Origin of the sequence: Bradyrhizobium sp. CCBAU 53340, assembly GCF_015291645.1 — a bacterium.
Classification (GTDB): Bacteria; Pseudomonadota; Alphaproteobacteria; order Rhizobiales; family Xanthobacteraceae; genus Bradyrhizobium.
Window position 1 is genome coordinate 4789922 of record NZ_CP030055.1, and the last position, 14261, is coordinate 4804182.

General features: G+C 62.6%; 13 protein-coding genes. 6 read left to right on the top strand and 7 right to left on the bottom strand.

All coding sequences use genetic code 11. The annotated features are described in order from the left end of the window. Window positions 1-6: 6 nt before the first annotated feature. The gene (locus XH89_RS22905; RefSeq protein WP_194462681.1) at window positions 7-399 is read left to right on the top strand and encodes a GFA family protein; all 393 of its coding nucleotides are present in this window, start codon (window positions 7-9) and stop codon (window positions 397-399) included. 2 nt (window positions 400-401) lie between these two features. Here the strand turns inward: XH89_RS22905 and XH89_RS22910 are convergent, their stop codons facing one another. After that, window positions 402-1313: a DMT family transporter gene (locus XH89_RS22910; RefSeq protein WP_194462682.1), complete on the bottom strand. Its 912-nt coding sequence runs from the start codon at window positions 1311-1313 to the stop codon at window positions 402-404. A gap of 90 nt (window positions 1314-1403) precedes the next feature. Between XH89_RS22910 and XH89_RS22915 the strand changes: the two genes are divergently transcribed. The 3 genes from XH89_RS22915 to XH89_RS22925 all read left to right on the top strand — a co-directional run bounded on the left by XH89_RS22915 (window position 1404) and on the right by XH89_RS22925 (window position 3517). Then, window positions 1404-2270 (top strand): LysR family transcriptional regulator, encoded by an 867-nt coding sequence (locus XH89_RS22915; RefSeq protein ID WP_194462683.1) that lies wholly within the window; start codon window positions 1404-1406, stop codon window positions 2268-2270. Between the two features lie 72 nt (window positions 2271-2342). Continuing rightward, window positions 2343-3023 (top strand): site-2 protease family protein, encoded by a 681-nt coding sequence (locus tag XH89_RS22920; RefSeq protein WP_194462684.1) that lies wholly within the window; start codon window positions 2343-2345, stop codon window positions 3021-3023. 71 nt (window positions 3024-3094) lie between these two features. Continuing rightward, window positions 3095-3517 carry a hypothetical protein gene (locus XH89_RS22925; protein WP_194468583.1) on the top strand — a complete coding sequence of 141 codons (423 nt, stop codon included), beginning with the start codon at window positions 3095-3097 and terminating at the stop codon, window positions 3515-3517. Here the strand turns inward: XH89_RS22925 and XH89_RS22930 are convergent. From XH89_RS22930 to XH89_RS22955, 6 genes are all read right to left on the bottom strand, one after another. Beyond that, entirely contained in the window at window positions 3505-4326 is an 822-nt protein-coding gene (locus XH89_RS22930) for an energy transducer TonB (protein ID WP_194462685.1), read from the bottom strand. The genes XH89_RS22925 and XH89_RS22930 overlap by 13 nt on opposite strands. An 8-nt stretch (window positions 4327-4334) precedes the next feature. After that, window positions 4335-4799 (bottom strand): TonB system transport protein ExbD, encoded by a 465-nt coding sequence (exbD, locus tag XH89_RS22935; RefSeq protein ID WP_194462686.1) that lies wholly within the window; start codon window positions 4797-4799, stop codon window positions 4335-4337. Between the two features lie 3 nt (window positions 4800-4802). After that, window positions 4803-5780: a tonB-system energizer ExbB gene (exbB, locus tag XH89_RS22940; protein ID WP_194462687.1), complete on the bottom strand. Its 978-nt coding sequence runs from the start codon at window positions 5778-5780 to the stop codon at window positions 4803-4805. Then, window positions 5777-6466 carry a Fe2+-dependent dioxygenase gene (locus XH89_RS22945; RefSeq protein ID WP_194462688.1) on the bottom strand — a complete coding sequence of 230 codons (690 nt, stop codon included), beginning with the start codon at window positions 6464-6466 and terminating at the stop codon, window positions 5777-5779. The genes exbB and XH89_RS22945 overlap by 4 nt, the downstream gene beginning before the upstream one ends. 20 nt (window positions 6467-6486) lie before the next feature. Then, window positions 6487-9033: a TonB-dependent siderophore receptor gene (locus tag XH89_RS22950; protein WP_194468584.1), complete on the bottom strand. Its 2547-nt coding sequence runs from the start codon at window positions 9031-9033 to the stop codon at window positions 6487-6489. Between the two features lie 226 nt (window positions 9034-9259). Next, window positions 9260-9499, bottom strand: a complete 240-nt coding sequence (locus tag XH89_RS22955; protein ID WP_188101395.1) for a hypothetical protein — start codon at window positions 9497-9499, stop codon at window positions 9260-9262. Between the two features lie 391 nt (window positions 9500-9890). Between XH89_RS22955 and XH89_RS22960 the strand changes: the two genes are divergently transcribed. Both XH89_RS22960 and XH89_RS22965 read left to right on the top strand, forming a co-directional pair. Continuing rightward, complete coding sequence (locus XH89_RS22960) at window positions 9891-11066, top strand: efflux RND transporter periplasmic adaptor subunit (protein WP_194462689.1); 1176 nt, start codon at window positions 9891-9893, stop codon at window positions 11064-11066. Then, window positions 11063-14203, top strand: a complete 3141-nt coding sequence (locus tag XH89_RS22965) for a multidrug efflux RND transporter permease subunit (RefSeq protein ID WP_194462690.1) — start codon at window positions 11063-11065, stop codon at window positions 14201-14203. Before XH89_RS22960 ends, XH89_RS22965 begins: the two co-directional genes overlap by 4 nt. Window positions 14204-14261 lie beyond the last annotated feature (58 nt).

The following is a 14261-nucleotide window of genomic DNA, read 5'->3' on the forward strand; positions in this document are numbered from 1 at the left end:
GCGATCATGATCCGGGAAGGCGGATGCCTGTGCGGCGCGGTACGGTTCAAGGCGGAAGGCGAGCCGCTGAACGTGCGCATCTGCCATTGCCGCATCTGCCAGAAGGCGATGGGCTCGCCCTATTTCGCGCGCGCCCAGTTCGACCAGAAAGCACTCACCGTCGAGGGTGACACCGGCCGCTATGCGTCGTCCGAAAACATCGACCGCGTGTTCTGCAAGACCTGCGGCACGCGGCTGTTCGCCTGGCGCCGCAACGGTACGCTGGCCGGCGTGGCGCTCGCGACCTTCGACGACCGGAATGCGTTTGCGCCGACCGAGCACATCTGGGTCTCGGAAAAGCTCGCCTGGGTGAAGCTTGACGACGGCCTGAAGCAATACGAGACGACGATTCCGGCGTGAAGTCAGGGCCCGCTCGACGCGGAGATGCCGGCGGCCTGCATGCGCTGTCCTGTCGTCGTGGCCGTCCAGATCCCGGCGAACACCGCGACGATTCCCGCCGCGAGATTCCAGCGCAGCGGCTCGTTCAGCAGCCACGCACCGACCAGCGATGCCGTGATCGGATTGACCGTCACCGAGATCGCCACCCGCGTCGGCGTGGTCCGCTCCAGCGCGAAGGCCCAGAGATAGAATGTCAGTGCTGCACCGAACGCGCCGAGATACAGCGCTGCCAGCCATTGCGGCGTGCCAAAGCCCGCGACGGGCGCAAAGCTGCCGCGGAAACACGAGAGCAGGATGAGGCTGGCGGCGCCCGCTGCCATGCTCATGGTCGTGAAGGCGATCGGACTGGAGCGCCGGATCAGCGGCTTCGACCAGATGCCGTACAGCGCCATACACAGCGCCGCTGCCATCATCAGGAGATCACCGCGCCAGGCGCCTGATGGCGCCGAGCCGAGATCGGTAAGGAGCGCGACGGCAACGCCTGATGTCGCCACCACGACGCCGATCGATTTCCGCCAGGTTAGAGCTTCGGCGCCGAGTGCGGCGCCGATCACGAGCGACAACAACGGCAGCGTCGACAACGCGAGCGCACCGCGTGCGGCTGTCGTGAAGATCAGCGATGCGTTGAACAGGATCGGAAACAGCGCGAAGAACAGGATGCCGAGCCCGAATGAGGCAACCCAATCGGCCCGCTCTGGCCAGCGATCGCCACGCAGCAGGGTCAGCGGCAACAACAGCAGAAAGCCAATGCCGAACCGGAACGAGCCGATCGCCAGCGGATCGATACTGCCAACGAGATAGCGCGTGGCACCGATCGAGGTGCCGCCCAGCGCGCTCGAGAGCACCGCGGCCAGAACGCCAAGAATCTCGCCCACGATCCCTCCCCTGGAATGCTTGACGGACAGCATACGAGGCGTGCCGAAACTGGGAATGGAATTTCCGTCATGCTGCGATAACGTTCGGTCATGACCGCACCCGATCTCGATCCCGATCTCCTGAAGGCCTTTCTCGCCGTCGCCGAGCAACGCTCGTTCACGCGCGCAGCTAATCAGTTGAACCGGACCCAATCGGCGGTGAGCGTACAGGTCAGGCGTCTGGAGCAACGGATCGGCACAAGGCTGTTTCAGCGCAATCGGACTGGCGTCGTGCCGACCGCGGCGGGCGACGAACTGCGCGCCTATGCGCAGCGCATCCTTGCTCTCCATGCAGAAGCAGTCAGCGCGCTGCGTGCACGCGAGCCGGAGGCCGTCATCCGCCTCGGCGTGATGGACGATTACGGCACGATCGTCATTCCACCGCTGCTGGCAAGCTTTGCCAAAGACCACCCGACGGTCCGGGTCGAGATCGAGACCGGCCTGACCGCGACCATGCCCGCCCGGCTCGGCGAAGCCTATGACGTTGTCATCGCCATGCATCCGCAAGGACGCGGCGACGGCGAGCTGTTGCGGCAGGAGCAAGCCGTCTGGGCGGCGGCTGCCACCCCTCGCGCCAGGGCAGAAGGCACCCTGCCGGTCGCGCTTTATCCGCCTGGTTGCCTGTTTCGCCAGTGGGCCGCGGAAGCGCTCGATCGGGCTGGCCGGCCGTGGCGGCTGGCCTTTGTCAGCCGGACGCTGGCGGCGGTGGAATCCATCGCCGCGCAGGGCCTCGCGGTCACCGTGGTCAAGGCCGGCACCCTGCCGCCTCGCCTTCGCCCGCTCGGGCCGGGCGACGGCTTGCCGCCGCTGCCTGTGGCAGACATCCGCCTCCACCGCGCGCGCAATCTGTCGCGGCCGGCGGCGATGCTCGCCGATCATTTGCAGCGTGGCATTTCGGAACCGGCCCGCCTATGTTGACCTGAAGCGTTGCTGCACCGGGATTGGCCAGGTCGTCTGCAAGGCGATTGGCAAAACCGGAACGGATGCGACGTGAACATTTCCCTCTATGATCTCTCAGTCTGGGTGCTGCCGCTGGTGCTCGCCATCACCTTCCATGAGGCCGCGCATGGCTTCGTCGCGCACCGTCTCGGCGACAACACCGCCTGGCAGCTCGGCCGCGTCAGCTTCAACCCGCTCCGTCATATCGATCCGTTCGGCACGCTGATCCTGCCGGCGATGCTGCTGTTTGCGCATTCGCCGTTCCTGTTCGGCTACGCCAAGCCCGTGCCGGTCAATTTTCGCAAGCTCAACAATCCAAAGCTGGACATGGTCTGGGTCGCCCTCGCCGGCCCCATCACCAACATCCTGCTAGCGTTGCTCGCGGGCCTCGCGCTCCACGCTTTGCCCATGGCGCCGGCGGGTTCAGCGCAATGGATCTTTGACAATCTCAAGAATGCACTGCTGATCAATGCCGTGCTGGCGGTCTTCAACATGATGCCGATCCCGCCGCTCGACGGCGGACGGGTCGCAGTCGGGCTATTGCCTCGGCCGCTCGCTTTGCCGCTGTCCCGGCTCGAGCCATTCGGCATGCTGATCCTGATCGCGCTCCTGATCCTATTGCCGCTGGCGGGTTCCCAGTTCGGTCTAAATCTTGATGTTATTTCAGCAATACTGCGAACGTTGACCGGTTATGTGATTCAAGCTGTTCTCTTGGCTACCGGCAATGCGTAGTTGAAGCCGTATTCGATATCCTTGAAGACAAAGCCGAAGGGCTAGAGGCCAACTTGGTCAAAGCTGCCGATATGCTGATCGCGCGACGCGCCGACACCCGTGCCCGCGCCGATTTCGCCACCTGGAAGATGATGGCCAAGCTGAATGGGTTGTCGGCGCTGCCTCCGGACGCACAGGGCTTCCTCGACGGCTACAAGAAGCTGTTGGAGCGGATGAGCGAGGGCGAGGCGACCGAGGCCGCCATCGCCGAGGTCTACAAATCCTATTATCTGGAGATGGGCGGCGGCGGGAACCCGCCCGACGTCCGCAGCCGGCCGGCCGAACCGGCGACGGACAATGTTACCGCCTTCCGCCGCCCGGCGCCCAAACCGAAGAAGACCAGCTTCTTCGGGGCGGCAGCAGTCGGAGGAACCCAGAAACGTCCGCTCCCGGTGGCGTTGATCTTCGCCTGTCTGGTCGTGGTCTATGTGGGGATCAAGTTCTACTGGCGCTGAGCCGTCTTCTTTTTCTTCTTTGCGTCAGGCGGCGTAAATTTGATTTCGATGGTCCGCTCGAAACGATCTTCGGTCAGCTTGGCAGGCGGCGGCTCGAAAGGATCAGACTTCCGTATCATCGAGATGGCGGCTGCATCGTAAGCGGGATCCCCGGACGACTGCACCACATCGGCCGAAAGCACGTTCCCTCTCCGGTTGAGGGTAAAAGTCACTTTCACCGCTTGATTGTTGTTTTCCTTGCCCTCCGGATTGACCTGGTGCAGCTTGATGTGCGCGCTGATCTTCCGGTTCCAGTCTTCGGTCAGCTTGAGGATATCTTTGCCAATGCCGACCACGGGCGCGAGCGCCTTATCGGCTTCGCGGGTCGCGTCCTCAAACGTCTGCCGCACCATGTCGATCTGCTTTTGTTGCGCCTCCATGGCCGGAGTTTCAACAGCAGCTAGTTTCGGATCGTCGTCTTGCTCTTTCTTCGCCTGATGCTCGGCGACGATGCGGTCTGGATCCTCGACCTGTTGCGGCCGATCCTGTGGAAGCTGAGTCTCCTGGGTCTCGGCCTTCTGCTGCGGTAGCTCGGGGCGCTCCTCTTGCGCTTCAGAGTCGCTGGGCCCAGTCGGCTTATCGGTAGGTTGAGCCTCCGAGGATGCCAGCTCGACCGCGAACTCAGCTCCCGCTGCGCCCAATCCCTCATCACCATCGCCGGCTCGCAAATTTGCGAGTGCAAGTGCCGCGCCACCCAGATGGAGCGCGAGCGCCGCTATCGCGGCCAATATCCACAGCCCCCGGGATGATCTGAGCTCGGACTCGGACATGGCGCCCCTTAAGGCTGTACTGGGCCTGCGGCAGCCGGCCCCGCCGGAGCACTGACACCCTCCAGCGTGACCAGCTTGACCCGCGTATAGCCGCCCGAACGCAATAACTCCATCACGCCCATCAGCTCGCCGTATGGTACCGAGCGGTCGGCACGGAGGAAGATGTATTTATCCTTGCTCATGTCGGACAATCCGTCGAGCGTCCTGATCAAGTCAGCCCGGTTGACCGAGTCTTCTCCGATCGCAAGTCCCAGATCGCGCTTGATGCTGAGATAGGTCGGCTTGTCCGGCTTCTTCTGCGGCGTCGCGCTCGAGGTCGGCAAATCGATCGGCAAGTCGACCGTCGACAGCGGGGCTGCGACCATGAAGATGATCAGCAGCACCAGAATGACGTCGATGAACGGCGTGACGTTGATGTCATGCGTCTCGGAGAAATCGTCGTCGTCATCGTTGTCGGTGAGCGAGACGGCCATGGCTTACTCCGCCGCGCGCGAATGCGCGCCGCCGTGGCTGCGGTCGAGATCGCGCGACAACAGCCGCGCCGCCGCCCCCGAAGCGCGGCTGACCAGCTCGAGATAGCCCTTCGTCACACGGGAGAAGTGATTGTAGATGATGACGGCGGGAATTGCCGCGACGAGACCGATGGCAGTGGCGAGCAGCGCCTCGGCGATGCCAGGGGCAACCACAGCAAGATTGGTGGTCTGCGACTTCGAGATGCCAATAAAACTGTTCATAATGCCCCAGACGGTGCCGAACAGACCGACAAAGGGCGATGTCGAGCCGATGGTGGCGAGGAAGCCCATGCCGATGCGGATGCGGCGCGCTTCCGCGCGCACGATCTCGGCGAAACTCGACGCCGCGCGCTCCTTGATGCTGGCATCGCTGGAGAGGCCCGCCGACATCCGCGCCTCATGCAGCGCCGCCGAAAGGAAGGACGGCAGGATGCCCTCTTTGGTGCCGAGCGCCATCTGTGCGTCCGCGAGCGAGCGTGCCTCCGCAATTTTCCTCAGCGCCGAACGCAGCCTGGCGGAGGCGACCGACAGCTCGATCGATTTCGCGATGAAGACCGTCCAGGTTACGAGCGAAGCGAAGGCAAGGCCGATCATCACCGCCTTCACGATGACGTCAGCGGATATGAACATCACCCAAGGCGACAATTCCTTCATCGCCGGTGCGATGCCGGCCTTTGGTGCAACGCCGCCCGCCGCGGATGCCGGGGCCACGACAGCGTCGGTCGCGGGTGCGCTGCGCGTCGCAGCCACGGGCGCCGCCGATGGCGCGGGCGCCGCAACCGGCTGTGCCGCGACTGCGGGAGCAGCCGGAGCCGGCTGAGTTGCCACGGGTGCCGGTGCCGCCGGCTGGGTATGTGTCTGGGCAGAAACAGGGACTGCGAGCCAGGTGGCCGCCAGCAGCGCAACTGCAGCAAGGCTTGCTTGGAAAGATGTGATCTTCATACTTCGGCCCAGGCGCGAATGAGGTTGTGATAGATACCCGTCAATTTGACCGTTTCGGGATCGTCACGCCCGAGCCGTTGCACCAGCGCCTGAATGGCACTGTCGAGGTCAAAGATCGTGCTGCGAGCTTGATCGTCACGTATCATGCTCTGAAGCCAGAAGAAAGATGCAACCCGTGCCCCCCTCGTCACCGGCGTGACGAGATGCAGGCTGGTCGCGGGATAGAGCACGCAGTCCCCGGCCGGCAGCTTGACTTCGTGCGAGCCGTAGCTGTCCTCGATCACAAGTTCGCCACCGTCGTAATCCTCGGGCTCGCTGAGGAACAGCGTGACCGAAAGATCGGTGCGGATACGAAGGCCGGTCAGGCGGTCGCCGCGGATCGCGTTGTCGACATGCAGGCCGAAATGGTGGCCGCCGCTCGCCGCATAGCGATTGAACAGCGGCGGGTAAATCTGCAGCGGGATCGCCGCCGCCAGGAACTGCGGGTTCGACGTCAGTGCCGAGATGATGCGATTGCCGAGCTTGCGCGCGACCTCGCTGTCAGGCGGCAACTGCTCGTTGCGCTTGACCATGGCTGACTGCGCGCCCGCGGTGGACCGACCGTCTTCCCATTCGCTGGCATCGATGATGCGGCGAAACTCGGCCACATCATCTTTGCTCAGAACGCCTTCTATGCATGTCAGCATGGCACCTCGTCACGTCTCCATCAGTAGCGCGCGGACAGAACCAGATAGGCGGCGCGTCCCGGGGCTTCGAGCACGAAGGGCGCGGCACTCTGGTACAGCGCGTCGTAGTAGCGCTTGTCGAAGATGTTGTTGACGAACAGCTTCAACTGCCAGTTCTTGTTGATCTTCGCTTCGGCGAACGCATCGAACCGCCAATAGCTCGGAATCGACGTACCCTGGTTGGCCGCAAGCAAAGTGCCGCCGTAAATTTTCGAGCGGTACACCGCCTGCCCGCCCAGCTCCCAGGTGTCGTTGAGCTGGTACTTGGTCAGCATGCTGAAGGACTGGTGTGCGACGTTGGCGAGCGGCAAGCCAATGTTCGAAGCATAAAGCGTCGCGTTAGCCGGCGGAGCCAGCGACTTCGTCACCTCCGACTGCATCAGCACCAGGCCACCGAACACGCTCCATTTGTCGGTGATCTTGCCGCCGATGCCGAGATCGATACCGCGGATGCGATAGGCCGCACCGGCGGTAATGCAGGAGACCGCGCCGGTGGTCGGTGGCACCGTGACGGGATAGGGGCAAGTCGCAGTGGTCGTCGCCGCCGTGATGTTCCGCGACTCGCGCGCATTCTCCTTTTCGGTCTGGAACAACGCCGCTGTCAGCAAGAGATGACGGTCGAACAATTCCCATTTCGTGCCGAACTCGATCGCCCTGTTCTTCTCCGGCCCGAAAATCTGGTTCGAATTGCCGTTGAGGACAGGCGAGAGACCGCCATAAGCGGTGCTCGTGCCGTCGAACTCGGCGCCCACGGGGTTTGCCGACGTCGCATATGCCACGTAGACGCTGCCATTCGGCAGCGGCTTGAGCGTCAGACCGAGGTTGAAGTTCGGGATCAGGAATTCAGCCGACTGCTGGCCGAACTGGGTTACGCCACCGATCGTTCCGTAGCCCGACGTGTTGACGTTGTAATTGTCGTAGCGGAAGCCGCCGTTGAGGATCAGAAAATCATGATAGTTTGCGCTATCCATGACGTAACCACTGACGGTATCGATGCCTATCTTGGTCGGCAGGCCGGCCAGTACGAGCGCCCTGCCCGGCAGATACGTATCTTGCGGATAGAAGACGCTGACACCCGTTGGTGAACCGGAAGGACTAACGGGGATTCCGTTTCCCTCCGAGGTGAGGCCCAGATATTTGTCGATCGACGATCTCTCGCGATCGACTTCGATCCCCGCCAGCGCGGTATGCTTGAAGCCGGCCCCATCCTGGAATTTGTAAGTCGCCTCGGTCTGGTTGGCGAGCACGTCGGTAATCTGCAGGCGACTCTGCGGATTCATCGTGAGCGTCGAGGCTGAAAGCGGCGTGGCAATGACAGGACTCTCCGGCAGCGTTCCGATGTAGTTCTGGGTCGAGCGGGACGCGCGGAACTTGTTGCTGACGATCAGATCGGGCGTGATCTGCACTTCCGCATTGAGCGTGCCGATGTCCTGACCTGTCCGGTAGAAGTCGCGGTTGATCTGGCCGTACCAGTTGTTGCGGTTGGCACCGAAGTCGGGAAACGGACCGCCAGCGGTCGACGCAGTGCTCGGGCGATAATAGGGCACGCCGAAATCCGGCACGCCGGTCAATTCGGTATGAATGTAATCGGTTGTGATCTTGATCGCGTCGGTTGGCTTCCAGGTCGTCGCGACGAAAGCACCGTCGCGATTGTCCTTCACGAAGTCGCGGCCGGCAACATTGGCATCCTGAAACAGGCCGCCGGCGCGAACTGCGAAAGTCGGGTTGATCACCTGGTTGACGTCGAGCGTGACACGCTTGGTCTGGTCGGTGCCAAACGTCGTGTCCATGTTGTAGAAGCTCTTCTCCGTGTTTGCCTGCTTGGTGACGATGTTGATCGCACCGCCGGCAACACCACGGCCTGCGAAAGTCGAACCGGGACCGCGTAGAATCTCGACCTGCTCGGTAAAGAAGTTTTCACGGACGCTGACCCCGGAATCGCGCACGCCGTCGATGAAAATGTCATTGCGCGCATCGAAGCCGCGAATAAAGAAGCGATCGCCGAAAGCGTTGCCGCCCTCGCCCGAGCCCAGCGTCACACCCGCTGTGCTGAGAATGGCCTGCTTCAACGTCGTGGCGTTCTTGTCCGCAAGCACTTCCTTGCTGAGGACAGTGATCGATTTCGGCGTGTCGACCAGCTTCTCCGGAAACTTGCCGCCGGCCTGAACGTGGTCGACCTTGTACGGCGCGGCGGGATCGGCATAGGGGCTGGCGTCGGCGGGACCGGAGGACGTCGCCGGAGCCGTCTGCGCGGCCTGCTGGCGCTGCGCAGCGCGCCGAAGAGCGTTGCGGGCGCGAACTTGATCCGGGGTTGGCTTTGAAGCCGTCGGACGCAAACGCTGAATCGGCGCATCGACCGTTACCGGCGGCAGATCCGACTGCTGCGCTTCTGCGCCGCTTGACACCGACGCGACCGCGATCAGGCTCGCGACGGCCGAGACTTTCTTGGAAACACCCGACGGCTTCTCATCCGCCAGATCGAACACTGCGACCGAACGCAACGACTTCGGCGCGACCATCTGCCCCATTACAACAGGCCCCACATTCATGTGCGCTCATTCACTTCGACGAGCGCATGGGCTGTTGGTATCGGCGGCAAAATAGCGGGTCAATGCGAGCGAGCCGCGAGAACGCTTGAATACGTCCAGATCAAAACGATTCTAGATTTCAGCTTGAACGGATCTAAACAAAAATTGGACTCGTTCTAAGACACGCATGAAGAATGCGCGGGATCAGGCTGAATTAGACCACAGCTCAGTCGCTGCTCGGCGGCTTCATCAGCGAAAACAATTCGTCGACGGTGCGCTGCGCCGTCGCACGCACGCGATCGGTGTTGTCCATGCCGGCAATGTTGACACCATTGACGACAGCCTTGATCTCGTCGCGGAAGTCGGTGAGGAAACGCAAGGGATCGCGCTGCTCATTGGCGACGCGCGCGATCAACCCCGTGATCAGAATCTGACACGCGATCAGCTTGCCGTTCAATTCGTCCATTCCGCACTCCTGATGTGGCGGCGCCGATATGGACGACGGCGATTTTGCTGACAACCCAAACGCCGCCCGGACGATTTAGAACCGTTCTTGCAAAGATAGACTTTGTTCGCCTCGCGCCTGCGCCATGGCGAGCGTGTCGGACAGCCTCGTCCACACCACTCGCGAGCATTCCCAATTCTTTGCACGTTGATCGCTCACGGCGGGAAAATGCAGGACTGCACACCGCTGCATCACACCGTTGCCTACGGGGTGCAAAGCTTTCCAATTGTTTAGGATTCTCAACGGATAGTGCTGTTTACTCCGGAACTTGGCGTGTATTATACAAGCCTCGCTGGAACCCTTTGATAGCCCCGCAATTCGTTGTTTTGGGCATACAAGCCGACGCTCACATATGAAAAAGTCACGGCCGATCCTGTGGATTGTCATCATCGCAGCCGTGGCCGGTGGCGGCTACTACGGCTGGAAGCGATATCAGGCCGCGGAGGCCGCGAAAGCCCAGACCGCACAGAAGGGCGCGCCGCGCGCCGCCGCCGTGCCCGTCAGCATCACGCCGGTCCAGAAGGCCGACTTCCCGGTCTACTTGACCGGCCTCGGCACCGTTCAGGGCTTCAACACCGTACAAGTCCGGACCCGGGTGGATGGCCAGATCGACAAGATCGCCTTCACCGAAGGCCAGATGGTCAAGCAAGGCGATCTCCTGGTCGAGATCGATCCGCGCCCGTTCCAGGCCGCCCTTGATCAAGCCAAGGCCAAGAAGTCGCAGGACGAGGCCAACCTCGCCAACGCCAATCTCGACCTTCAGCGCTACACCAAGCTCGGCGAATTCGCGACGCGGCAGCAGACCGATACGCAGCGCTCCACCGTTGCGCAGCTCACCGCCCAGATCGCCGCCGACGAAGCCGCGATCGCCAACGCGCAGACCCAGCTGGACTACACTCAGGTCAAGTCGCCGATCACCGGCGTCGCCGGCCTGCGCCAGGTCGACATCGGCAACATCGTCAACGCCTCGAGCCAGACCGGAATCGTCACCATCGCACAGGTCGAGCCGATCACCGTGATCTTTACGGCGCCGGAGGACCAGCTGCCCTATATCAGCGAGGGCCAGAAATCCGGCGAGCTCAAGGTGGTCGCGTTCACCACCGACGGCAAGAAGACGCTGGCCGAAGGCAAGCTCGCGGTGATCAACAACCAGGTCGATACGACCAGCGGGACGATCAGGCTCAAGGCGGTGTTCAATAACAGAGAACACACGCTGTGGCCGGGACAATCGGTGTCGACACGTCTGTTGGTGCGGACCCTGAAGGATGCGACCATCGTTCCCGATGATGCGGTCCAGCATTCGACCGACGGCCTCTACGCCTATACCGTCAGCCAGGACAACAAGGCTGAGGTTCGCAAGATCAAGGTCAGCTATTCCATCGACGGCCGTTCAGTCGTCGATGAGGGATTGAATCCCGGTCAGCAAGTCATCACCGGCGGTCAATACAAGGTACAGCCCGGCAGTCTCGTCTCGACGACGATCGCGAGCTCGGATCAGGTCCAGAGAAACAAGGTTCAGCAGGAATGACCGAAGGCGGGATTTCGGCACCTTTCATCCGTTATCCCATCGGCACCTCGCTGCTGATGGCCGGCATCCTCTTTGTCGGCCTCGTCGCCTATCCCCTGCTGCCGGTCGCGCCGCTGCCGCAAGTGGACTTCCCGACGATCCAGGTCACGGCCAATCTGCCGGGCGGCAGCCCGGAAACGATGGCCTCGTCGGTCGCACAGCCGCTGGAGCGCCAGTTCGCGCAGATCCCGGGCATCGCGCAGATGACCTCGACGAGTTATCTGGGCACCGCCTCGGTCACCATCCAGTTCGACCTCAACCGCAGCATCGACGGGGCGGCGAACGACGTGCAGGGCGCGATCAACGCCGCCGCCGGTCAACTGCCGAAGAACCTGCCCTCGCCGCCGACCTATCGCAAGGTCAATCCGGCGGACTCTCCGATCCTGCTTTTGTCCGCCACCTCCGAGACGTTGCCTCTGACCACCGTCAGCGACGCGGTCGACGCGCAGCTTGCCCAGCAGATCAGTCAGATCTCCGGTGTGGCGCAGGTCATTATCGGCGGTCAGCAGAAGCCGTCCGTCCGGGTCCAGATCGATCCCGCCAAGCTCGTCGCCAAGGGCTTGTCGCTGGAGGACGTGCGGACCCAGATAGCGATCACGACAGTCGATAGTCCCAAGGGCAACATCGACGGCGAGAAGCGCGCCTATACGATCTACGCCAACGATCAGCTGACGCAGTCGAAGGACTGGAACGACATCATCATCGCCTATCGCAACGGCGGTCCGCTGCGCATCCGCGATGTCGGCCAGGCGGTCACCGGCCCCGAGGACGCCAAACAGGCGGCCTGGGCGAATGGCAAACGCGGCGTCTTCCTGGTGGTGTTCAAGCAGCCCGGCGCGAACGTCATCGAAACCGTCGACAAGATCAAGGCGACCCTGCCCCGCCTCGTTGCGGCGATCCCGCCGGCGATCAAGATCGAGCTGATGAGCGACCGAACCCAGACCATTCGGGCCGCGGTCGAGGACGTGCAGTTCACGCTGCTTCTGACCATCTTCCTGGTGGTCATGGTCATCTTCATCTTCCTGCGCAGCTTCTGGGCGACCGTCATTCCGACGATCACGGTGCCTCTGGCGCTGCTCGGCGCCTGCTCACTCATGTGGGTGTTCGGCTACACCCTGGATAACCTGTCCCTGATGGCGCTGACGATCGCGGTCGGCTTCGTGGTCGACGACGCCATCGTCATGCTCGAGAACATCTCCCGCTACGTCGAGGAAGGTGAAGCGCCAATGGCCGCCGCCTTCCGAGGCGCGAAGGAAATCGGCTTCACCATCGTTTCGATCAGCATCTCGCTGGTCGCGGTGCTGATCCCGCTGCTGCTGATGGGCGGCATCATCGGCCGTCTGTTCCGCGAGTTCGCCGTCGTGCTGGCGATGACCATCTTCGTCTCGATGATCGTCTCGCTGACGCTCACCCCGATGATGGCGTCGCGCTTCCTGCGCGCCCATGGCGAGATCCAGCACGGCCGCTTCTATCAGTGGAGCGAACGCGCTTTTGACGCGATGCTGCGCGGCTACGAGCATATCCTCGACATCGCCTTGAGCTGGAAGCGCACGACGCTCCTCATTTTCTTCGCAACCCTTGCGCTGTCGATCTACCTCTTCGTCTTGATTCCCAAAGGCTTCTTCCCGCAGCAGGACAACGGCCTGATCACCGCCACCTCGGAAGCGTCGCAGGACATCTCCTTTTCGGCCATGAAGGACCGGCAAGAAGCGCTCGCCAAGATCATACAGGCAGATCCTGCCGTCGCCAGCGTCGCCATGGCCATCGGCGGCAGCGGAAGAGCCGGCAACAACGGCAATCTGTTCATCACCTTGAAACCCCGCAACCAGCGCGACGCCTCGGCGCAGCAGGTCATTGGACGCCTCCGTCCGCAGCTTGAGAAGGTGCCCGGCGCGCGGCTTTACATGCAGGCGGCCCAGGACGTCCGGCTCGGCGGCCGGCCGACACGCACGCAGTTCGAGTTCACGCTGCAGGATGCCGACCTTTCCGAGCTCAACGAATGGGCGCCGAAAATTCTCGCCAAGATGCAGACGCTGCGGGAGCTGCGTGACGTCGCAACCGACCAGCAGACCCAGGGCACCACGGTCCAGCTCAAGATCAACCGTGACACCGCCTCGCGTTACGGCATCCAGCCGCAGCTGATCGACGACACGCTCTACGATGCCTTCGGCCAGCGGCAGGTCACGCAGTATTTCACGCAGCTCAACACCTATAAGGTGATCCTGGAAATCCTGCCGGAGATGCAGGGCAACCTGGATTCGCTGAACAAGCTCTATCTGAAGTCGCCGCTGACCGGCGATCAGGTGCCGCTGTCGACCTTTGCGACCTGGACCACCGATCCGGTGCGCCCGCTCTCGATCAGCCACCAGGGCCAATTCCCGGCGATCACGATCAGCTTCAACCTCGCTCAAAATGTCGCGCTCGGCCAGGCGACCGAAGCCGTGCAGAAGGCGATGGCCGATCTCGGTGCGCCGGCGACTCTCAATTCGAGCTTCCAGGGCACCGCGCAGGCCTTCCAGCAATCGCTCGGCACCGTGCCACTCCTGATCCTCGCGGCACTGGTCGTGGTCTATCTGATCCTCGGCATCCTCTACGAGAGCTACATCCATCCGATCACGATTCTGTCCACCCTGCCCTCGGCCGGCGTCGGTGCGCTCGCAATTCTGATGGCGGCCGGCTTCGACTTCAGCCTCATTGCCTTGATCGGAATCATTCTCCTGATCGGCATCGTGAAGAAGAACGGCATCATGATGGTCGACTTCGCCATCGCCGCCGAGCGCGACGAGCACAAGACACCGGAAGAGTCGATCCGCCAGGCCGCGTTGCTCCGCTTCCGCCCGATCATGATGACGACGATGGCGGCATTGCTCGGCGGCGTGCCGCTGATGCTCGGCCACGGCACTGGCGCCGAGATCCGCCAGCCGCTCGGCTATGCCATGGTCGGCGGCCTGATCGTCAGCCAGGCGCTGACCCTGTTCACGACCCCGGTGGTCTATCTCTATCTCGACAAGTTTGCGAACCTGTTCAAGAACCCGTCGGCCGAGGACGAGGGGCACGAGACGTCCAGACGCGGCACCGTCAAGGAAGCCGCCGAGTAAGCTTGCGCCGCGGCTCCCGCGACGCTACAGCGAGCCCCTCGGTTCACGCCAACGCGGT

Bases quoted from the DNA above. Each gene is read 5' to 3' on its own strand.
- XH89_RS22905 (WP_194462681.1), top strand. From the start codon at position 7: ATGATCCGGGAAGGCGGATGCCTGTGCGGCGCGGTACGGTTCAAGGCG.
- XH89_RS22915 (WP_194462683.1), top strand. From the start codon at position 1,404: ATGACCGCACCCGATCTCGATCCCGATCTCCTGAAGGCCTTTCTCGCC.
- XH89_RS22925 (WP_194468583.1), top strand. From the start codon at position 3,095: ATGCTGATCGCGCGACGCGCCGACACCCGTGCCCGCGCCGATTTCGCC.
- XH89_RS22930 (WP_194462685.1), bottom strand. From the start codon at position 4,326: ATGTCCGAGTCCGAGCTCAGATCATCCCGGGGGCTGTGGATATTGGCC.
- exbD (WP_194462686.1), bottom strand. From the start codon at position 4,799: ATGGCCGTCTCGCTCACCGACAACGATGACGACGACGATTTCTCCGAG.
- exbB (WP_194462687.1), bottom strand. From the start codon at position 5,780: ATGAAGATCACATCTTTCCAAGCAAGCCTTGCTGCAGTTGCGCTGCTG.
- XH89_RS22945 (WP_194462688.1), bottom strand. From the start codon at position 6,466: ATGCTGACATGCATAGAAGGCGTTCTGAGCAAAGATGATGTGGCCGAG.
- XH89_RS22950 (WP_194468584.1), bottom strand. From the start codon at position 9,033: ATGGGGCAGATGGTCGCGCCGAAGTCGTTGCGTTCGGTCGCAGTGTTC.
- XH89_RS22955 (WP_188101395.1), bottom strand. From the start codon at position 9,499: ATGGACGAATTGAACGGCAAGCTGATCGCGTGTCAGATTCTGATCACG.
- XH89_RS22960 (WP_194462689.1), top strand. From the start codon at position 9,891: ATGAAAAAGTCACGGCCGATCCTGTGGATTGTCATCATCGCAGCCGTG.
- XH89_RS22965 (WP_194462690.1), top strand. From the start codon at position 11,063: ATGACCGAAGGCGGGATTTCGGCACCTTTCATCCGTTATCCCATCGGC.